Source organism: Bacillus thermotolerans (assembly GCF_000812025.2).
In the GTDB taxonomy this organism is placed as follows: Bacteria; Bacillota; Bacilli; order Bacillales; family Domibacillaceae; genus Quasibacillus; species Quasibacillus thermotolerans.
In genome coordinates this window covers 123,858-143,313 of the sequence record NZ_JWJE02000004.1, presented here as the reverse complement: position 1 = coordinate 143,313, position 19,456 = coordinate 123,858, and the positions used below count along the sequence as shown (strand labels likewise).

22 protein-coding genes are annotated in these 19,456 nt (G+C 43.9%); 3 read left to right on the top strand and 19 right to left on the bottom strand.

Going from position 1 to position 19,456, the window contains the following annotated elements:
* Positions 1-184: 184 nt before the first annotated feature.
* Positions 185-877 (bottom strand): DUF421 domain-containing protein, encoded by a 693-nt coding sequence (locus tag QY97_RS03440; protein ID WP_039237882.1) that lies wholly within the window; start codon positions 875-877, stop codon positions 185-187.
* Between the two features lie 389 nt (positions 878-1,266).
* Between QY97_RS03440 and QY97_RS03435 the strand changes: the two genes are divergently transcribed.
* On the top strand, positions 1,267-1,824 hold the full coding sequence (locus QY97_RS03435) for a GNAT family N-acetyltransferase (RefSeq protein ID WP_039237881.1): 558 nt from the start codon (positions 1,267-1,269) through the stop codon (positions 1,822-1,824).
* Positions 1,825-1,985: 161 nt separating this feature from the next.
* On the top strand, positions 1,986-3,347 hold the full coding sequence (locus QY97_RS03430) for an MATE family efflux transporter (RefSeq protein ID WP_039237879.1): 1,362 nt from the start codon (positions 1,986-1,988) through the stop codon (positions 3,345-3,347).
* A gap of 13 nt (positions 3,348-3,360) precedes the next feature.
* On the opposite strand, the gene QY97_RS03425 is transcribed toward QY97_RS03430, so the two are convergent.
* The 11 genes from QY97_RS03425 to QY97_RS03375 all read right to left on the bottom strand — a co-directional run bounded on the left by QY97_RS03425 (position 3,361) and on the right by QY97_RS03375 (position 12,726).
* Positions 3,361-4,155: an SDR family oxidoreductase gene (locus tag QY97_RS03425; protein WP_039237878.1), complete on the bottom strand. Its 795-nt coding sequence runs from the start codon at positions 4,153-4,155 to the stop codon at positions 3,361-3,363.
* Between the two features lie 130 nt (positions 4,156-4,285).
* Positions 4,286-4,942: a CAP domain-containing protein gene (locus tag QY97_RS03420; protein ID WP_039237927.1), complete on the bottom strand. Its 657-nt coding sequence runs from the start codon at positions 4,940-4,942 to the stop codon at positions 4,286-4,288.
* A gap of 392 nt (positions 4,943-5,334) precedes the next feature.
* Positions 5,335-6,807: a lmo1851 family serine protease gene (locus QY97_RS03415; RefSeq protein WP_039237876.1), complete on the bottom strand. Its 1,473-nt coding sequence runs from the start codon at positions 6,805-6,807 to the stop codon at positions 5,335-5,337.
* Between the two features lie 181 nt (positions 6,808-6,988).
* Positions 6,989-7,807 carry a D-Ala-D-Ala carboxypeptidase VanY gene (locus tag QY97_RS03410; protein WP_039237873.1) on the bottom strand — a complete coding sequence of 273 codons (819 nt, stop codon included), beginning with the start codon at positions 7,805-7,807 and terminating at the stop codon, positions 6,989-6,991.
* A gap of 112 nt (positions 7,808-7,919) precedes the next feature.
* Positions 7,920-8,624, bottom strand: a complete 705-nt coding sequence (deoD, locus tag QY97_RS03405; RefSeq protein ID WP_039237872.1) for a purine-nucleoside phosphorylase — start codon at positions 8,622-8,624, stop codon at positions 7,920-7,922.
* 120 nt (positions 8,625-8,744) lie between these two features.
* Complete coding sequence (locus QY97_RS03400) at positions 8,745-9,515, bottom strand: sporulation protein (RefSeq protein ID WP_039237870.1); 771 nt, start codon at positions 9,513-9,515, stop codon at positions 8,745-8,747.
* A gap of 119 nt (positions 9,516-9,634) precedes the next feature.
* Complete coding sequence (locus QY97_RS03395) at positions 9,635-9,856, bottom strand: YozE family protein (RefSeq protein WP_261337347.1); 222 nt, start codon at positions 9,854-9,856, stop codon at positions 9,635-9,637.
* A gap of 84 nt (positions 9,857-9,940) precedes the next feature.
* Positions 9,941-10,336 carry a peptide-methionine (R)-S-oxide reductase MsrB gene (gene msrB / locus QY97_RS03390; protein WP_046128626.1) on the bottom strand — a complete coding sequence of 132 codons (396 nt, stop codon included), beginning with the start codon at positions 10,334-10,336 and terminating at the stop codon, positions 9,941-9,943.
* A gap of 31 nt (positions 10,337-10,367) precedes the next feature.
* Entirely contained in the window at positions 10,368-10,904 is a 537-nt protein-coding gene (gene msrA / locus QY97_RS03385) for a peptide-methionine (S)-S-oxide reductase MsrA (RefSeq protein ID WP_039237867.1), read from the bottom strand.
* Between the two features lie 464 nt (positions 10,905-11,368).
* Positions 11,369-11,947 (bottom strand): YpmS family protein, encoded by a 579-nt coding sequence (locus tag QY97_RS03380; RefSeq protein ID WP_039237865.1) that lies wholly within the window; start codon positions 11,945-11,947, stop codon positions 11,369-11,371.
* Positions 11,944-12,726: an SGNH/GDSL hydrolase family protein gene (locus QY97_RS03375; protein WP_229731629.1), complete on the bottom strand. Its 783-nt coding sequence runs from the start codon at positions 12,724-12,726 to the stop codon at positions 11,944-11,946. Before QY97_RS03375 ends, QY97_RS03380 begins: the two co-directional genes overlap by 4 nt.
* A 152-nt stretch (positions 12,727-12,878) precedes the next feature.
* On the opposite strand from QY97_RS03375, the gene QY97_RS03370 reads away from it, so the two are divergent.
* Complete coding sequence (locus tag QY97_RS03370; RefSeq protein WP_039237863.1) at positions 12,879-13,379, top strand: PCYCGC motif-containing (lipo)protein; 501 nt, start codon at positions 12,879-12,881, stop codon at positions 13,377-13,379.
* A 41-nt stretch (positions 13,380-13,420) separates the two neighbouring features.
* On the opposite strand, the gene QY97_RS03365 is transcribed toward QY97_RS03370, so the two are convergent.
* From QY97_RS03365 to QY97_RS03335, 7 genes are all read right to left on the bottom strand, one after another.
* A complete protein-coding gene (locus QY97_RS03365) occupies positions 13,421-14,263 on the bottom strand; it encodes a DegV family protein (protein ID WP_039237862.1) in 843 nt (280 codons plus the stop codon).
* A gap of 298 nt (positions 14,264-14,561) precedes the next feature.
* Positions 14,562-14,753, bottom strand: a complete 192-nt coding sequence (locus QY97_RS03360; protein WP_039237860.1) for a DUF4177 domain-containing protein — start codon at positions 14,751-14,753, stop codon at positions 14,562-14,564.
* A gap of 16 nt (positions 14,754-14,769) precedes the next feature.
* A complete protein-coding gene (locus QY97_RS03355; protein WP_039237859.1) occupies positions 14,770-14,952 on the bottom strand; it encodes a hypothetical protein in 183 nt (60 codons plus the stop codon).
* 263 nt (positions 14,953-15,215) lie between these two features.
* Entirely contained in the window at positions 15,216-16,010 is a 795-nt protein-coding gene (locus QY97_RS03350) for an ABC transporter ATP-binding protein (protein WP_039237857.1), read from the bottom strand.
* Positions 15,985-17,004 (bottom strand): ABC transporter permease, encoded by a 1,020-nt coding sequence (locus QY97_RS03345; RefSeq protein ID WP_039237855.1) that lies wholly within the window; start codon positions 17,002-17,004, stop codon positions 15,985-15,987. The genes QY97_RS03350 and QY97_RS03345 overlap by 26 nt, the downstream gene beginning before the upstream one ends.
* Before the next feature lie 137 nt (positions 17,005-17,141).
* Positions 17,142-18,107: an ABC transporter substrate-binding protein gene (locus QY97_RS03340; RefSeq protein WP_046128576.1), complete on the bottom strand. Its 966-nt coding sequence runs from the start codon at positions 18,105-18,107 to the stop codon at positions 17,142-17,144.
* 834 nt (positions 18,108-18,941) lie between these two features.
* Positions 18,942-19,433 carry a dihydrofolate reductase gene (locus QY97_RS03335; RefSeq protein WP_039237852.1) on the bottom strand — a complete coding sequence of 164 codons (492 nt, stop codon included), beginning with the start codon at positions 19,431-19,433 and terminating at the stop codon, positions 18,942-18,944.
* Positions 19,434-19,456 lie beyond the last annotated feature (23 nt).

The following is a 19,456-nucleotide window of genomic DNA, read 5'->3' as shown; positions in this document are numbered from 1 at the left end:
GACAAGCTGATGGGAAGCATCATACATGTGAAGATAGAACGCCCGGTTTTGTTCAATTTCCTGGTAGGTGTGAGAAAAGAACATAAAAAAACCTCCTCTTTCACGTATTCTGAGGAGATTCTACATATTTTTTCACTGTTTGTCCATTGACAGAAGACTTTATCAACAGAATGAGGAGAAAGACTTAGTGTCTTTCTCCTTCATTATCATATGGATAAATAAGGAGGCCATTCTTTTCTGACCACTCCGCATAGAAGATATCTTCTGGCTTCTCGTACCCTTCCTTCTGAATCTCTTTTAATAGCCAATGTTTATCTTTCCCGGCAATAGCCAGCTCCTTCTTTTCAACCTTTCCCTCGTCAATTAGCATATACGTCGGTGCGTTCTCTTCTGGATGAATATTAAGCATGTCCGGTGTTACAGGCTCAGCTTTCGCTTTTGGTAAGATGCTTAACCCGCCGTTCGTCTCTAGCGTAGCAAATTCAATCTCCGAAAGAGAAAAATACCCTTTCTCTCTCATTAGTATTCTTAACTGCTCCATTTCCATATGAGCTTGCTTTAACCTCTCCTGATTGATCCTTCCGTTCTCAATCAGGTTGGCTGTCTCTCCCTTCATAAGGCGCCTCACCCAGTCCACCCTTGCAGCGAGCACCTCAATTAAGAAGACTAAAACCCCCCAAAGAGCAACCGAGTACAAAATATGAAGCAGCGAAACCTTATCGTCATATATTCCTTCTTCAAGGAAGCTTCCTAATAGAATTAGATAAACAATATCAAAGGGTGTAATCTCGGAAAGAGTTTTCTTCCCCAGCAAACGAATAACTACGAGAAGAGCAATTAATCCGATGATCAGCTTTATAGTTATAGATAAATACACAATAGACTCCTCCTTTAAGCAAACAACCAGTCACTTTATATCTTTCCGTTTTCGTAGTGATTAAACGGAATTTAAATAGATACTTATTACCAATTTCTTCTTTCACTAAACCTTTTGTTGTACGCTGTAGGCCCTTTTTAGCTTCTAAAAATTTTTTTTAGAAACAGAAAAAAATCTATTTGCAAATAGGATTTTTTTACGTATTATATATTTATAAATGACAATACTTTTATGGTAACTAGGGAAGGCAAATGGTGCGCCACCAGCTTCTATGGCTGGTTCTAGTGGGTTCGATTCCCACCCCGAAATTTTTTATGAACGCTATGAAAAATTTCGAGGGTGGATTCGGACACTACAGGACCGGAGTGCCCTCATATGGAGGGATTTACATGTTAAAGAAGCGCGATGTACACGACAGCCAGGTACTATTCGACTTGATGACGCACCCAGATGTCTTCCCTTTCGTGCGCCACAAAGTTCATTCCTACGAGGAGTTCTTGTTTATTACGAAGCAAATGATCGACTCAGAGGAGAATGGTGAACTGATCTCACGGACGATTACAGACGAATGGGGAGCGCCTATTGGCACCATTACTCTGTACGATGTGAATGATAATGCCGGTTTCCTCGGCACGTGGCTTGGCAAGCCCTATCATGGAAAAGGGTACAACATGCCTGCAAAGGAAGCTTTCTTTCACGAGCTGTTCTTTGAGCTGGGTATCGAGTCCGTATTTATGAAAATTCGCAAGGCCAATGTGCGCTCTCGCAAGGCGGCGGAAAAGCTGCCTTATGCCGTACAGGCGAACGACACACGGCCGGCTATTTACTTACAGATCAATGAGCATGAGGATGCCTTTGATTTATATGAAATTCCGAAAGACTTATTCACTTTATATGCTCTTCGCCAGCAAAACCAGGAAGCGGACGAACAAGCACTGGAAGCCTAATTCCAGCTGCCGTCTTTTCTTCTCTTGATCCGCTGGTTCAAAAACTCCCCCTTTGGCCTTTCCGGCTAAAGGGGGTCTTATGTTTTCACACCTATTTAAATGTTTGTGATATAATTTTCTTTATTCCATTCATTGAACTTTATAGAAAAAGGGGGAGTAGAATGGAGCAAACGGTGACTATTAACCAAAAAATAAAGCAGTTTCTTTACATTTTAGTTCCCATCCTTGTCACACAAATCGGCATGTATGCTATGAACTTTTTCGATACGATGATGTCGAGCCGCTTCTCACCCGATGACCTCGCAGGCGTAGCCATCGGCTCCTCCTTATGGGTGCCTGTATTTACCGGCTTAAGCGGCATTTTGCTGTCCATTACCCCTATCGTGGCGCAGCTGATTGGCGCTGATCGGAAGGAAAGCGTGCCGTTTACCGTCATGCAAGGCATTTATGCGTCGGTCGCTATTTCGCTTGTCGTAGTTGTTCTAGGCAGCCTTACATTAGACCCCGTACTACATGCTATGAGCCTGGAAGCTCATGTACGGATGATTGCAAAAGAATATGTGGTGGCCCTATCCTATGGCATTGTGCCTGTTTTTGTTTATACGGTGCTGCGCTGTTTTATCGATGCACTCGGCCTGACAAAGATTTCTATGGTGATTACGTTGATTTCCTTGCCGCTGAACATCTTTTTTAACTATGTGCTGATCTTTGGAAAATTAGGATTTCCGGCTTTGGGAGGGGTAGGAGCAGGCTACGCCTCAGCGATTACTTATTGGCTGATTGCCTTAATCGCTGTTTATGTCATTCACCGTAATCATCCCTTTGCCAGCTATCAGATATTCCGGCAACTGCCGGCAGTTTCTCTTAAGAAATGGAAAGAGATCCTGTTCATCGGTATTCCGATCGGCTTAGCCATCTTTTTTGAGACAAGCATTTTTTCTGCGGTCACCTTATTAATGAGCGAATACAGCACAAACGTGATTGCGGCTCACCAGATTGCTATCAACTTCTCGTCCCTGCTGTACATGTTCCCGCTCAGTATATCAATGAGCTTGACGATTCTGGTTGGCTTTGAAGCAGGAGCCAAGCGGTGGAAGGACGCCAAAGTATACAGCTGGCTCGGGGTCACGGTAGCGGTCTGTATTTCATTAGCCTGCATAGCCTTGCTTCTTTTGTTCAGCGAAGAGATTTCCAGCCTTTACACACAAGAACAGGAGGTACTGTCACTGGCTGTTCAATTTCTAATATTTGCAGCGCTCTTTCAGCTATGGGATGCCATTCAGGCTCCTGTGCAGGGCGCCCTGCGCGGGTATAAGGACGTCAATATTACCTTTCTCATGACCATGATCAGCTATTGGGTCATCGGCCTGCCGTTAGGCTATGTATTGGCTAACTTCACAGCATGGGAAGCATATGGCTACTGGATTGGTCTAATTGTCGGGTTAGCCACAGGTGCCCTGACATTGTCCACCCGCCTCATTATCATGCAGCGGAAAAAACGGCAGAGCGCCTCACTATTGTAAAAAACCGGATGGCTTACATCCGGTTTTTTTGATAGTTTATGTGATGAATTTTGCCTAATACATCTTGTCCGCCAGTTACCGGGATAATACTTCCTGTCATAAAATCAGCATCCTCTGATACGAGAAAAGCAACAACTCTTGCCAAATCCTCTCCTGTTCCGGGACGCCCTACGGGGACAAGATCATGTTCAGCTGTCCGTGCTTCGGTAATGCCTCGTTCCTTCCATTCTCCCGCAATATCGCCGGGACAGATCATGTTAGCCGTAATCCCGTTTGACGCTTCTTCAGCTGCAAGAGTCCTTGTAAAAGAAGCAAGGCCTGTTTTAGCCGCAGCAAAGGCGGAGCGATAGATCCACCCGGGAGCCGTTTCCACCCGGTCAAAGCCGAAGGTAATCACCCTTCCCCACTGGTTCGCCCTCATATAAGGAAGCGATAATTTAGTTAAATAGAATACACTGTTTAAATTTCCATTGACCATGTATTCCCATTCTTCCCATGAATATTCATCCAGGGTCTTTCTCTCAGCGACATAAGGGCCTGCGTTATGTATGATGATATCTATGCTGCCAAATTCAGCGGCTGCTGTCTGGATTAGCCGCTCGCAATCCTCTTTCTTTGAAATGTCGCCATGTATCGGTGCTGCTTGCACACCGAACGCTGCAGACAGCTGCTGTCCGAGACTCTCAGCTTCCTCTTTGCTTTTGTGATAGTTAATCACTACATTATAACCGTTCTCTGCCAACGTTATAGCCGTGCGTTTGCCAATTCCTCTTGAAGCTCCAGTTATTAGCGCAGTTTTCCTCCCCATACAATCCCTCTCCCAGAAAAAGTAGTATATAAATTTATACTAAGCATCTGCTGGCTATTATGCAAACTTAAGGAATGAAAGCAGGAATTCGACAAAAAAAGCACCGCGGATACCGCGGTGCTCTTGTCTCTTACTTTTTAATGAACATTTGTGTCCAAATATGACCATCTTCCACATAGCCGACACCAATATGAGTGAAGTCTTCGCTCATAATGTTTGCGCGGTGGCCTGAGCTATTCATCCAGGCATCCACAACTTGAGCCGGTGTTTGCTGTCCTTTAGCAATGTTCTCACCTGCTGAGCGGTAGCTTACACCGAATTCCTTCATCATATCGAATGGAGATCCGTATGTTGGGCTCGTGTGGGAGAAATAGTTATTTGCAAGCATGTCTTCAGATTTCTTCTTTGCTACGGAGCTTAATTGCTGATCAATCTGTAAAGCTGGTAATCCCGCTTTCTGGCGCTCTTGGTTTGTTAGATCAATAACTTCCTGTTCAAACGCGTGAAGGCCTGCCTCTGTTTGTGCCGGCTGTTGTTGAGCCGGTTCTGCTGTTTCCTCTGACGGAGCTGCTTCTGGCTGTGCCGCTTGCTCAGGTTGAGCTGCCTGTGCTGGTTGTTGGAATTCATACTTGCTGAGAAGCTGCTGACAGTTTGAGAAATTCCAGCTGCTTTCCGGTGACCAACGATATGTATTAGAAGGCTGCTCTGCTGCCTCTGCCCCATTTGTAAACGGAGCTCCAAATAATGATAATGATAGTGCTAGTGAAACGACTACTTTCTTTTTCATGTCTTTCATTCTCCTCTCTCTTGCTGTTTGACATAGAAATCGTATCATGGGTGCCTTGTAATAAGAGAGGGAATATATAGCAAACTATCTAACTATTTCTTAACTAGGACCTTTCTCTAGTAGCTTGCCGCTTATTTTCCTTAAAACCTTGAAATATCAATATTTCCTTTTTAAAGATATTTACATAAAATTATACTTATATCTATGATTTTGGATAATAGTCCATAAATTACCTCAACAAAATATGCTCGTAAAACGGGAGGAAAGAAACCGTTTTGCAAAATGTACACTTGCATTACAAAATCGACATTCTTTTTGCAAAAACGACATTCTGGTTTTATTGCACAAAAAAAGCCTGTTTCTTCCTTCAAAAGGAGAAACAGGCTCTCTTATTAAGACGCATTCTTCTGCTCATTCGTTAACAATTCAATGGCTTTTTGTTTTTGCGTATCGTTTTGTTCAATTTTCTCTCGCAGACTGGTCATCAGCTCGACAGCTGTATCACCGGTAATTACGCCTGTCACCTCTAGATCCGCTTCTTCCTGGAAAGCTTTCACTGCCTCTTCGGTCTCTTCATCGAAGAAACCATCGACTTTTCCTGGATTGTATTCGAGCGCTTCAAGAGCTTTCTCAGCATTCTTCACCTCTTCGGACAAGTTGTCCAGTTTTAGCTCACTGTCAGGGTTGATGTACGACAATTTTGAGTAGCTTGGGAGTTCAACTACTTCGTCTGGTGTGACTCCTTTTTCATGAATCCAGTTTCCCTTCGGTGTCAGCCACTTAGCTGTTGTGAACTTCATGTTTGACTGGTCACTGAAGCCTTCCGCTGTTTGTACAGTTCCTTTGCCGAATGTTTTCTCCCCCACTAACGGTACGCCAGCCGACTCTCTCATCGCTGTTGCAAAAATTTCAGATGCGCTAGCACTGCCCCCATCGACTAGTACCGCCACAGGAAGGTCGAACTTCTCTCCCCCATCGGACAGCATTTTCTCACGGTTTCCCTCGCTGTCTTCTACCTGGAGAATCACTTCTCCTTCCGGGACAAACATGCTGGTAATTTCAATTGCCTGGTCTAACAATCCACCTGGGTTCTGCCGAAGATCCAGCACGAGCGATTGCATGCCCTCTGCTTTCATTTTCTTGATCGCTTCCTTCAGCTCACTAGCCGTATGCTCGGAAAAGCTGGTAATCTGAATATGGGCGACATTATTTTTATCCATTTCCGCATACACCGTTTCAATCGGAATTTCGTCACGCGTGATGGTTATATCCATCGGCTCGCTAACGCCGGCCCGCTGGATCGTTAAAGTTACCTTCGTTCCTTTCTCGCCTCTGATCAGCATCACTGCTTCTGATGAACTCATGCCCTGCAAACTCTTTCCATCAACGGAAAGAATACGGTCATTTGGCTGGAGACCTGCTTTTTCTGCAGGGGAGCCTTTGATAGGTGAGACGATTTTGATGGTTCCCTTTTCCTCTTGTATCTCTGCCCCAATACCTTCAAAGGAGGAAGACACGCTTTCTTGGAACTGCCCCGCCTCTTCTTCATTCATATATTCACTGTAGGGATCGTCTAAAGATTCAACCATTCCATTGATCGCTCCGTCGATGAGCTTTTCTTGGTCGATATCTTTATAGTAATTCGCTTCCAATTTATCGTAGGCTTCATATAGCTTTTCAAACTCTGGCCTTGATACTACACCGACGTCGGTCGCTTTCTCATCACCAAAAGCAAGAGCGAACGTCGTTAAAGCTGCTGTAATAAATACGGTAAAGAATAAAAGCATGATGAAGTGAAATCTTTTCAACCGTATATAATGAGATGGATGCTTACCCTCATGCTGGGCGGGTTTGTTTTCATCCATGATGCTCACCGCTTTCTATGCATTAATATTCATTTAGTTAACTCTTACATTCTATCAGTTTTCTAATGAATTACAAAGGAAAACCCCTTCATACACAGATGAAGGGGCCGGAAGACAAAAATCCGGATTTCTTTCTTATCACTCCAAAAGGTGAATCACGGTTAGTAAATGGAAAAGATAGTTATATTTTTTCTACTTCCTTAAAGTACTCTTCGAGGGTCCACTGGTTTTCAAATATCTCGGTCGCTGCTTTTACACCCACATAACGGAAATGCCACGGTTCGTAGGCATATTTCGTGATATTCTCCTTATCCTTCGGGTATCGCAGAATAAATCCGTACTTATGGGCGTTATTCGCTAGCCATTGCCCTTCCTTTGTATGCTCAAAGGATTGGACTAAATCAAACTTCACACTTTCTGCTGATATGTCCATAGCCAGTCCACTTTGATGCTCACTCTGTCCGGGCGGTGCCACCGTCTCAGCAGCCTTTTCGAAGGAGCCGACACTCGCTATTTGATTATTCATGATTTCCTGCTGGCGCTCATACGAACGGTAACCGGAAACGGCATACAGCTGGATGCCCGCTTCTTTTGCCGCTGCAAACATCTTCTCTAAACCAGCCGCAGCTTCTTTTCTTATGTAGCTTTTATCAATATCTTGATCGCCGAAGGAAAATTCCACATTGGGACGGACTAAGTCCTGCGGCTTATATTCTGCCGGCAAAGCAAACTCCTTGTTCACAAGAACTAGCGGATTTTCCGGGTTCGCAATTACTGCTTTCCCATCTATTTGCTTGATTTGATTAAAGTACGCAGCTTCTAGCTGCGGGCCTGGCGAGGTCTTTGGCTGACCTGCCGTTTCCTGCTCTGTTGCTACTGGTTCAATCTTTTCGGCTTGTTCTTCTGCCGGCTTCTCACTGCCGCTGTCAGCAGTCTCACTTACCTGCTGACACCCGCTGAGCAGAAGAGCGCCTGTCAGCAGCCAGCTTGCCTTCTTCATCTCATCACCTGATTTCTCCGTCACTCTCGGTTATCTTATTCTGATTTCTGTCTATGCCTATAATAAAGGAAAAGACCGCCTTTGAACAACACAAGGCCGTCTTTTTCCTTCTTTATTCTTGAATGGCCGCCTCAAGCGCTACTTCAATCATTTCATTGAAAGTAGTTTGGCGTTCCTCAGCTGTCGTCTCTTCACCTGTTAAAATGTGATCGCTGACAGTCAAAACAGATAAAGCCTTGCGTCCAAACTTAGAAGCTAATGTGTAGAGCGCGGCTGTTTCCATTTCAATGGCTAGAATACCGTATTGAGCCCACTTCTCGTGCTCAGCATTGTCGTTATAGAACATATCCGCTGTAAAAACATTTCCTACCTTTAACTCTAAGCCCTTTTCGGTACCGGCGTCAAACGCTTTTTTCAGTAAATCCCAGTTGGCGGTTGGCGCATAATCGATTCCATTAAAGGTTAATTGGTTCATCTTTGAATCCGTTGAAGCGCTCATGGCTAAGATTACGTCGCGAACGTGTACGTCTTTCTGAATAGCTCCACATGTACCTACACGAATCAAATTCTGCACATTATAGCTTTGCATCAGCTCGTTGATATAGATAGAGATGGATGGAACGCCCATCCCTGTTCCTTGTACAGATACTCGCTTTCCTTTGTATGTGCCTGTGTAGCCGAACATATTTCTCACTTCATTGTAGCAGACTGGATTGTCTAGAAATGTTTCAGCAATGTACTTGGCGCGCAGCGGATCTCCCGGAAGAAGAACCGTTTCTGCTATTTCATTTTCCTTTGCTCCAATATGAACACTCATAATAAACCTCCTAGTTTGTATCTTCCTGCGAACATTATTGTAGACTTTTTCCAAACGACGGGCAATTGATTTACTCTTCAGGCTTCTTTGGCCGGTTAGGAGCCAGGAGGTATAATCTGCTTAGGAGTGCTTATCGATCAAGCTTTTTAACTTCTCGTTCAGCCGACTAAGATCGCTAGAATAAATGGTGATCTTTACGTAGGTCTCATCCATTTCCAGCATTTCCTCTAGAAATCCGCCAAACCCTCGCGCCTTGCGATCGACTTGAATCAGCAGGTTAGCAGATTCAGCTGCTTGGGACAGGAAAATGATTTCCACCTCATCCAGCTTGCCAGCGAACGGACCGCCTACCGGTACAAATTCGAACTCCTGTACGAAAGGATAACGTCCTCTGAACCGCTTAGGTGCCTGTTCACATTCTGCCTCGCGCAGCCTGAAGCCCATTCCTTGCATTTCCTTTAGAACAGCCGCAGGAATCCTTGCGGGACGGATTTCAATATAATCTTTGTCTGTCGGATCCGGTGCACTCTTAATGTCCAGGCTCGTAGCGATCCACACGCGTGTATGCCCATAGGTGAGCGGTGTTTCCATCGGCACGGTTAACGCAAATGGAATCACTTTTTCTTCTTTTGCCCTAATAGTAAATGGCTCATTCAATTTGTGCGTGTATAAAGCAGCCCGGTCTGTATATTTTGTATCGTCCATCTCCCGTGTATAAGTGGTATAGAGAGTTAAATAAATAGAATCAATTCGCTGCTGGACATTTCCACCTTTCACTTCAACCTGTCCCCTAATAGTCTCTCCGGCTATGTACTCGCTTTTTTCCAGCTTCGTGTCTACCTTTGCTCCTCCTACACCGATACTTGCCAACATTTTATTAAAAAAAGACATAGAGACTCCCCCTTTATTAATCTTACTTACCTTCTATATATACGCATAAAGGGAGCAGTATGTTTCATTTTCTTTCCGCCTCATGAAAAGAACCCCTTCATCGACCGACAATAAAGGGGTTAAGCCTCTTCTATATAGCGTTCCCATGCCTCATCAAAGACGCTCATGCTTGGTAAGTACGAACCGTTCATCTCCAGGTAGCGGCTGATCTCGTCGTATTGATCTGCCATCTTCGGGAAACTGTGATCTTTAAATGCATGGTTAGCGAAAGCCGCCAATTCATCCCTCGGCGGCTCTTCACGAAATTTCATTAAGTAATGAAAAAAAGATTTACGTGTCAAACCCCTCTCCTCCTTTCCAATCAATATAAAGGAGGACGAGGGGCTGTGTAAAGATAAAACTGCATGGAAGCTTAAGGTTCACAATTACTTATCCTCAAATAATACCAGCCACTTGCCGTAGCCTTCCTCTTCCATTTTTTCTTTTGGAATAAAGCGCAGAGCAGCTGAATTAATACAATAACGCAGTCCAGCCGGCCCAGGTCCATCCGGGAATACATGGCCGAGGTGGGAATCAGCTGTTTTGCTTCTCACTTCTGTGCGCACCATGTTATGGCTTAAATCCTGCTTTTCTTCAATCTCTTCTTCCTCAATCGGCTTTGTGAAACTTGGCCAGCCACAGCCCGCATCGTACTTATCACGCGAAGAGAATAACGGTTTTCCGGAAACTACATCGACATAGATGCCGTCTTCAAATGTATTCCAGTATTCATTTCGGAACGGCGGCTCTGTACCGTTGTTCTGCGTAACCTCATATTGCATAGGCGTCAGTTTTTTCTTCGTATCTGTTAGGTTATTTTCCAATCCTTTTCCCTCCCCAATGGTTGCGGATAAATGCCGCTCTTCCTGAACCTTCCTGATAAGCTTCATAATGAAGCGGGTTCTTCTTATAATAGTCTTGATGGTATTCTTCTGCCGGGTAGAAAGTCTTGGCCGGCAAGATTTTTACAGCTGCCGGCATAGGGAAACGTCCACTCTTGTCCAGCTTCTCCTTGGATTCTTCTGCCAGGTGTTTCTGCTCTTCTGTATGGTAGAAGATCGCCGTCTGATACGATTGTCCGCGGTCATGGAACTGTCCGCCAGCATCTGTCGGATCGATCTGCATCCAGTATATATCAAGGAGCTCCTCATAAGAGATGACAGACGGGTCAAAAGTAATTTCGACCGCTTCATAGTGTCCTGTTTGTTCACTGCAAACTTCCTCATACGTTGGGTTCTCTGTAAAGCCGCCCGTATATCCTGATACGACCTTTTTGATGCCTGGATATTGATCAAACGGCTTAACCATACACCAAAAACAGCCTCCAGCAAATGTTGCTTTTTCTTCCATCTACAATCACCTCTTTAGGAAATATACCCTGTTTTTATTATTTTAATATGATCCTCTTTAATTGGAAACTAAATTGGCTCGTCACTCGCAGCTATACTGATTTAACCTATATACGACGTGTGGTATGCTGTAGGATGGAGGGCCCTGAAATAAGGGGAAACTGAACGGATGGAAGGATACATAGAAAAAGGGGGAAAGAAGAATGGCTTTATTGAGAAATAATTATTTTATATCGGCTTTATGGTTGTCTGTACTGCTCGTGTTAGCATGCCTCTGCCTAATTATTTCAAGCAGTTATTTTAACTCAAAAGAAATAAGCTTATTAACTTCCCGCTGTGACGAGGTGAATGGGAAAGTGCTGCTGCACATACAGAACCACCTTACAAACGACTATTCTTTTGAATGCCAACGATAAAAAAAGAGAGGAGCGGGTACCTGCTTCTCTCTTTTTTGCTTTCTAACGTTTACTCTTTTGTGGGCATAAGAAGAGTAAACTGAATATCATCTTTCTTCAGGTCAATCTGGTCTGCTCTAACCTTTAGATTACTCTTTAATTCCATATCCTCCAGAGAAATGTAAATCACTTCATCGTTTGGCATGATCTTTACCCATTCTGGAAAATCATAAGCATCCCGTGCCGCCTTCAGCACATAGGATACAGGCAGGTTCACTCGTCCGACCTTGATCCCTTTTTGTCTGAGCACTACGTTGCCATTCTCAAGCGCTTCTGGTTCAAACGTTAATTTATAATCAATTCGCTCCGAGAAAATGGGGATATCTCCGTACAATTCTACTTCATCTCGCAGGTATACATTATAGTCTACCCGTCCGCCTTCTTTCTGCTCATCAAGAAAGCTTTTAATTACCCGATTCAAATCCTCTTTGTTGGATTGTATATGAAACTCTACCGCTTCCTTTTGAGGATTTGATGCCGGCAGAGGTTCTTGTTCAATCGGCCAAAGGAAGCCGATCGCTAAGATTGCAACAATCACCACATTGAGGGTCAATAACGATAAAAATGCGATTTTCCAACGTTTATTCATACACTATCCTCGTTTACGTAAATAATTTTTCTATTAGTCAGCTTTTCCAGCTCTTTGCCTTCAATCGTTTCAAAAATCCTCTCGGCGATCAATTCATACCCCCGGTCATTTGGGTGAAATTGATCCTTGTATAAGAGGTTTTCCTGCGGGTTCTGAAAAATATCATCTACCGCAACAAAGCTGGTTCGCTCGTATTCTTCTACAATGCTCTTGCTGGCTGCATTCCAATCCCTCATAATCTCCTTCACTTCCTTTACATCACCGAATACTTCTCTGAAAGGATTATAAAGGCCGATTAATACGATGCCCGTTTCCTTATTTTGCTCTCTTACGGTTTGAATAATTTTATGAAGCCGCTCCTCATACAGCTCCTGTTCCCGTTCAAACTCCTCTATACGAAGCTTCATAAAATTATCTTTAAACACCTTCATGACATCATTTCCACCAATCGTGATGACCACTACATCCGACTCCTGGATCGCCTGCTGCACTTCTTTTTCATCCAAGCGATCTAACAGCTGGTCAGTTCGGTTCCCTTTTATGCCATAATTCTCGAATTGGGCATCATTCACGCTATCCAGCTGCTCCAGCCGCTGCTCTAAGTAAGGAATATATCCTCCGCTGTTCGAGCTGTCTCCTACTCCTTGAGTTAAGGAATCGCCGATGGAGACGATATGCAAATCCTTTGGAATCACTTCTTTTTGTTCGTTAGGCCACTGTGAACACCCGGATGTGACGAACAGAAGAGCAAAGAAAATGATCCACCATTTCCTCAACACCTTCACCTCTTTAATTCTATTAATTTCGATTATATCATACTTTTTTTGACACACACGCACCACACTTTACGCCTTCAGGTAGGTTCTTGTGTAATCATATAGTATAATATGCTTGTTCATACGATAAAAACACTATAAAGGAGCGTTATTCTATGAAAGCACTCTATTATTTTTTGACACTCGCTGCCTTGATGGTCTTAATTGCCGGATGTTCTTCAAAAACCGAGCAGGCCGAAACAGCAGACCATCACGAAGAGGGTCATGTACATACACTAGCCAACGGTGACCTTCAGGAAACTACCTCTTCCATTAAGGACATGCCAAGCTTTCTTGAAGATAAAGACGATCAAATGAAAGCTGTCTATTTAGCTGCAGCTCAACACCCCGATATTCTTGAATTCATGCCGTGCTACTGTGGCTGCGGCGACTCGGCCGGACATAAAAGCAATTTAAATTGCTTTGCAGCTGAAATCACGGAAGAGAAAATCGTATGGGATGACCACGGCACACGATGCGCCGTATGCCTGGAGATTGCAGCTGAATCTATCCTAATGAAGGAAGATGGACATTCCCTTAAAGAAATTCGCCAACACATCGACCAGAAATATGGCGAAGGCTACGCTAAACCTACACCGACACCTATGCCGGCCTAATAACGGGACAAAAGCTGTTCTCTTAATGAGAACAGCTTTTGTTATTTCGCCCAGTACATTACCCCAAGCGCTCCGAGCCCAGCATGTGTAGAAATAACCGGTGTCGTCGTAACGACCTCTACGTCTTCAAAGCCAGTCAGTTCAATCAGCTTTTCTTTCACGCGGCTGGCCAATTCGTACCCACCCGCATGAGCAAGACTGATTTTCATAATTTGCTTGCCCTTTACTTCCTCTGCAATTTGTGTAGACAAGAATTTGACAGCTTGATTATGGCTGCGCACCTTCGTCACAGGTGTTAACTCTCCGGCATCCAGATGAGCAATCGGCTTGATGTGCAGGAGGGAACCGATGAATCCTCTTGCTTTGCCAATTCTCCCGCCTTTTATTAGATTTTCAAGCGTATCAACAACGATATACAGCTTCGTTTCCAGCCGAATATCCCGAAGGCGAGCCACAATCGCATCTACACCCTTTTCAGCCTTCGCCATCTTAGCAGCCTCTATTACTTGATAAGCCAGCGCTCTTGAGATATACCCGGAATCGATCACAGTTACATCGGTCTCACTCAGTTCCGCCGCTTGTTCAGCCGAACGCACCGTACCGCTCATTTTTCCGGTCATATGAATCGAGATGATTTGGCTTCCATCTTTGCCTAATTCATTGTATACCTCTAAAAATCGTCCTACTGGAGGCTGAGAGGTTTTGGGCAGCTCTTTCGACTGCTGCATACGTGTTAAAAATTCCTCCGGCGAAATGGTTATTGTATCTTCGTAGTTATCTTCCTCGACTGTGATCGTTAACGGAACGACCGTAATATCATATTTCTTTAGCTCCTCCGGCTTCATATCCAACGTTGAATCCGTGACAATTTTAATGTTTGGCACACTTCCACATCCTTACTGTTCAATCAATCTTTTGCTATTATATCGTGAAATGTATAGCCTGAACATCTCTCTTTTCCCCTGAAGCAAGAAAAAGAAACAAAAAAGACAGACTAAGCGAAGCGATACAGCTCTGCCTAGTCTGCCCTTTCCTGCTCCAGCTCGACCTCTTCATTTCAGCCTGTCATTATTAAGGAAAATGAAAGCAGTCAACCGTTAAACATTATCATGAAGGAAATGAAGTGCTTTATTGGTGAAAAAGGCATCGTTCCCTTTATTCCCCGCAAGGAGTTTCAGTTGCCTATCTCTCTTTCTCCCGTTTAAATATTAATTCAAAGAAAGAAGGTGTACCGTAGCCTTTTATACCTGGTGCAAAAATTTGAACTAACTCCCACCCTTCCTTTTCGTGTTCATGAATCACCGCATGATAATCTTCTTCTGGAACAAGTTTAAAAGAAGATAACTTAATTCTCACAAATTTGTGTTCATACACTCTGAACCAGCCTCCTTTATAAGGAATCAAATACACTGCCTATCGACCTTTTTATCACCCTTAGTATCCACATGATAACTTTGAATGGGAATACCAAAATTTCAGGTATATAAAGAAGAACTTCTGCTATATCGCTTACCGCATCGCCCTTGCTTGTTTTTCTTTTTCGCTTTTCCTTATCAACATTATTTCTTGCCATTTTCCGCTCATCTCCCATTGTGAGGTTCACTGTTCTGCTAATGAAAAATAATTTTGATTATGTAAGTATACTTATTCCATAGGTTATATTTAACTACGAACCAACTATGAAAAAGTTTCCTTTACCTGTCATTTTCTATTGAAGATGACCGTCTGCGGACGCTCCCTGTTCTCAAATAAAAACTCAATTAAGGAGAAAACAAAAAAGTACACCGCTACTTTCGGTAGTGGTGTACTAAATATAATAAAATGACATATGTCGATTTATACCAGCAGGGCACGGTCGCTCGAAAGCGCCTCTCCCCTGATACGCTGGAATTCTGAAAGCAGCTTCTCCACTGTCAGAGCCATCTTTTCCTGTTCATTCGCTTCAAAGATAATCTGGCCTTTATCCATCATAATCAAACGGTTGCCCAAATCGAGGGCCTGCTGCATGTTATGGGTAACCATTAAAGTTGTTAACTGGAATTTCTCTACAATTTCCTTCGTCAGCTTTGTAATTAAGTCTGCTCTTGCGGGATCCAGTGCCGCTGTATGCTCATCCAGCAGAAGAATGTCCGGCTTTGTAAAGGTAGCCATTAATAATGACAGCGCCTGCCGTTCTCCACCGGACAATAGCCCTACCTTCGCCTGCAAACGGTCCTCTAACCCTAAATGAAGAATCTCGAGCTGTTCACGGAAAAAATCACGGCGCTTCTTCGTGACTCCAAATTGAAGGGTTCTCGGTTTTGTGCGGTTATAGGCAAGCGCCAGGTTTTCTTCAATGGTCATCGTTGGTGCTGTGCCGGCGAGCGGGTTTTGAAAGACTCGGCCGATTCTCTTTGCCCTCTTATGCTCGGGCATGGAGGACATGTTTGTTCCATTAATAACCACATGGCCGTGATCGGGAAATATGTTTCCAGATATAATGTTCATCAAAGTTGATTTCCCCGCGCCGTTACTTCCAATGACAGTGACAAAGTCACCAGCATTTAACTGCAGGTTTAATTGATTTAAAGCAATTTTCTCATCAGGTGTCCCTTCATAGAAGACCTTATAAATCTGATTTAGCTGCAGCAACCTGGTTCCCTCCATTCGCGCTTGCGGCTCCTAATTGCTCCGCCCGCTTTTTCTTTCTTGATTTTGCTTTTTGTTTATCAACCAATTTAGGCACTACAAGTGCAAAGATAACAATGATTGCTGTGATCAGCTTCATATCTCCCGTTTCCAGGAATTCCACTCTTAAAGCCAGCGTGACGATCAGACGATAGAGAATGGCCCCGATCAATACAGCCAGCGTAGCCCGTACAATGGTCGCATTGCCGATAACGGCCTCACCGATGATGACAGACGCCAGCCCGATGACAATCATACCGATTCCCATACCCACATCGCTAAATCCATTGTACTGAGCAACAAGAGCCCCCGAAAGAGCAACCAATGCGTTTGCAATCCCAAGGCCCAGCACCTTCAGCCAATCCGTGTTAGCTGAAAAGCTGCGGACCATCCCGGTATTATCTCCGACTGCCCGCAAGCTGAGACCAATTTCTGTTTTCAAGAAAAGATCCACAAGCTTCTTAATCACGAAAGTAAGCACCAGCATGACCCCAAAGATCCCCCATGTGGCCGGGATGAAATTACCTAAGCCAACGGAGGAGAGAAGCCCCTCCATCAAACTGTCAATTCCTAATCCTTGCCACCAGCTGGTAATCTGAGTCATTAAGGTTTCCTCTGCAAGGAGAGGAATGTTTGGCTTATCCATAATCCGTAAATTAATTGAGTAAAGTGCAATCATCATAAGTATTCCAGATAATATAGGATTAATCTTGCCTTTTGTGTTCAGAATTCCAGTCATACAACCGGCTAGAAATCCGGCTCCTAGTCCAGCGGCTGTTGCCAAAACCGGGCTTACCCCCGATACGATCAGTACAGCAGCGGTCGCTCCGCCTGTGACGAAGCTTCCATCGACCGTTAGATCAGGAAAGTCTAATATTCTAAAAGATAAATACACGCCTAAAGCCATAATAGCGTAAATTACGCCCACTTCTACTGAGCCAAATAAAGCAGTAAACATTTAATCTCCTCCTTGTCAGGAAAAAGGTGTCTAACTTCCTAGATGAAAGCCGCAGACGATCTGCTCCTATCCTTAAACCGCCTATTGGCTGAGCTACAAACGAAGGGCTTTCCCAAAAAAGGAAGCCCTTCCTCTTATTACTTTGTAAATTCAGCTTGGTCTTTCCAATCCTCTTTAATTTCAATATTCATTTCTTTGGCAGCCTGTTCATTAATCAGCAGCTTTAAGTTTTGTGGAGGCTGAACAGGCATATTGGCCGGTGCTTCCCCTTCTTTCAAAATCTTGGCTGCCATTTCGCCTGCTTCGTAGCCGATGTCATAATACTCAAATCCGTAAGCCGCAAAGCCGCCCCGCTTAACAGAGTCCAGCTCGCCGACAAACAAAGGAATGTCTTCCTGGTTCGCTACTTGAATAACGGATTCAAGCGCCGATACAACCGTATTGTCTGTAATAATATAGATCATGTCCGCCTTTCCAACCAGCGACTCTGCTGCCTGTTTTACTTCTGAGGAAGCGGATACGGTAACCGGCACGACTTCGAGGCCGTTCTCTTCCATGATCTTTTTCACCTCTTCAATTTGAGCAACAGAATTTTGCTCACCCGCATTGTAAATCGTCCCTACCCGCTTGCCTTCAAATTCATTAGCCATAAATTCAATCGTTTTCGGAATCGCTTCAGGGTGCAGGTCAGTTGTTCCTGTGACATTTGCTCCTGGTTTCTCCGGGTCCTTCACTAATCCCGCTGCTTTTGGATCACTTACAGAGGTGAAAACAATCGGAATATCCTTCGTCGCATTTAAGGCCCCTACCGCACTAGGCGTAGAGTTGGCAAAAATCAAGTCCACATTATTACCCGCCAGGTTATTCGCAATCGTTTGGTTATTGTTTTGGTCTCCTTGAGCGATTTGGACATCGAATTCCGCTTCAAGCCCTGCGTCTTCGATGGCCTTCTTAAAGCCGTCGTAAGCGTTATCAAGAGACGGGTGCTCAACAAGCTGCGTTACCCCAATCTGATAGGTTTCTCCCTGGTTATTGCCAGAAGCGCCTTGCTCTCCGCTTCCACTTTCTCCCCCTGTTTCTCCTCCGCAGCCAGCCAGCAGCATAGATCCTGCTAGTCCGGTAGCCGCAATCCCTTTCCACCACTTTTTCAAGCCTTTCCCTCCTTTAGAACTATAATTTCTAAATTTTTAGTTATATCTTTCAGGTTAAATTTATTATCCTTTAAGCATGTTAGAAAATCAAGTATTTTCAGAATAATAATTACAGTCTGTATTCTCATATTTTATTTTGCTGTTTTTTTGTTATAAACGGGGAGTACACAAGGGATTCACAGGCTTTAAGTGTATGATCTGCATTTCTGTGAAAAAGCAAAGAGCATAATTATTTTTTGTTATATTGGACTTCTAAATAACCTCTGTCACAATTACAGCAGCTCCTGTAAAATTCCGAATGTACAATAATATATATTTTGATTTATTTGCTAAACTAATAAACTAAATTAGTCAATGGAGACCGGATAAGAACTACTTTAAAAATGATATAATTCTACTCATTGATATGGGAGGGTTTTAGGTGAGACGGGTAAGAGCTTGGATGAAAGTCATTTCAATTTTAAGCTCTATTGGAATAGCATGGTTTTTCTTATTTGGAGTGCGGTTAAGCGGTTATTTTTCAGCTATAAGTGAAAAGGGACTTCAAGCAGTGCAATGCGGGACGCAAGGATGCAGCAGCATCACACTTTTTTGAGCACAGCTTGGACGTTTTCGTTTTTTATTATAATCCCGCTCATTCTGCCATCCGTTCTTGATCTAGCAAATACTTTAGCAGAAATACAGGAAAGTGCATGGCGGTGAAGGCCAAAATATCGCAGCGGTAAACGAGGACGGGCGGGCAGTAATAAAAATAGGCAAGGCAGAAAATACTGCCTCGCCTATTTTTTAAGAGTGCTTTCTTTCGTAAATACGAAAGTAATAATCATAAGGATTCTTTTCGTTCTTTTCACCTTTCTTCTCTGAAAGGAGCGACCATTCTCCCCAATCGATCACCTCGGGGAAATAGGTGTCTGCTTCAAATACATCATCAATATACGTTACATACAGCTTATCCGCGTAAGGCATCATCTGTTTGAACACGTCTCCTCCGCCAGTAACAAAGAGCTCTTCCACTTCTTTTGCTCTCTCCAGCAGTTCTTCATAAGAGTGAACAACCGTGCACCCGTCAGCTTCATAGGCAGGGTTGCGAGTAACGACTATATTCTCTCGGCCCGGCAACGGCTTTCCGATGGATTCATACGTCTTCCTGCCCATCACAATAGGGTGACCCATCGTTGTCTCCTTGAAAAACTTTAAATCCTCCGGGAGTCTCCACGGAAGGGCATTATCCTTGCCTATTGCCCCATTTTTGTCCATTGCCCAAATAAAAGAAATCATGCTATCCCTTCTTTCCTTTGTTG

What these genes read in the sequence shown, in the direction of transcription:
- QY97_RS03435 (WP_039237881.1), top strand. Translation starts at nt 1,267, where the DNA reads ATGTTAAAGAAGCGCGATGTACACGACAGCCAGGTACTATTCGACTTG.
- QY97_RS03430 (WP_039237879.1), top strand. Translation starts at nt 1,986, where the DNA reads ATGGAGCAAACGGTGACTATTAACCAAAAAATAAAGCAGTTTCTTTAC.
- QY97_RS03425 (WP_039237878.1), bottom strand. Translation starts at nt 4,155, where the DNA reads ATGGGGAGGAAAACTGCGCTAATAACTGGAGCTTCAAGAGGAATTGGC.
- QY97_RS03420 (WP_039237927.1), bottom strand. Translation starts at nt 4,942, where the DNA reads ATGAAAAAGAAAGTAGTCGTTTCACTAGCACTATCATTATCATTATTT.
- QY97_RS03415 (WP_039237876.1), bottom strand. Translation starts at nt 6,807, where the DNA reads ATGGATGAAAACAAACCCGCCCAGCATGAGGGTAAGCATCCATCTCAT.
- QY97_RS03410 (WP_039237873.1), bottom strand. Translation starts at nt 7,807, where the DNA reads ATGAAGAAGGCAAGCTGGCTGCTGACAGGCGCTCTTCTGCTCAGCGGG.
- deoD (WP_039237872.1), bottom strand. Translation starts at nt 8,624, where the DNA reads ATGAGTGTTCATATTGGAGCAAAGGAAAATGAAATAGCAGAAACGGTT.
- QY97_RS03400 (WP_039237870.1), bottom strand. Translation starts at nt 9,515, where the DNA reads ATGTCTTTTTTTAATAAAATGTTGGCAAGTATCGGTGTAGGAGGAGCA.
- msrB (WP_046128626.1), bottom strand. Translation starts at nt 10,336, where the DNA reads ATGCAATATGAGGTTACGCAGAACAACGGTACAGAGCCGCCGTTCCGA.
- msrA (WP_039237867.1), bottom strand. Translation starts at nt 10,904, where the DNA reads ATGGAAGAAAAAGCAACATTTGCTGGAGGCTGTTTTTGGTGTATGGTT.
- QY97_RS03380 (WP_039237865.1), bottom strand. Translation starts at nt 11,947, where the DNA reads ATGAATAAACGTTGGAAAATCGCATTTTTATCGTTATTGACCCTCAAT.
- QY97_RS03370 (WP_039237863.1), top strand. Translation starts at nt 12,879, where the DNA reads ATGAAAGCACTCTATTATTTTTTGACACTCGCTGCCTTGATGGTCTTA.
- QY97_RS03355 (WP_039237859.1), bottom strand. Translation starts at nt 14,952, where the DNA reads ATGGCAAGAAATAATGTTGATAAGGAAAAGCGAAAAAGAAAAACAAGC.
- QY97_RS03345 (WP_039237855.1), bottom strand. Translation starts at nt 17,004, where the DNA reads ATGTTTACTGCTTTATTTGGCTCAGTAGAAGTGGGCGTAATTTACGCT.
- QY97_RS03340 (WP_046128576.1), bottom strand. Translation starts at nt 18,107, where the DNA reads ATGCTGCTGGCTGGCTGCGGAGGAGAAACAGGGGGAGAAAGTGGAAGC.
- QY97_RS03335 (WP_039237852.1), bottom strand. Translation starts at nt 19,433, where the DNA reads ATGATTTCTTTTATTTGGGCAATGGACAAAAATGGGGCAATAGGCAAG.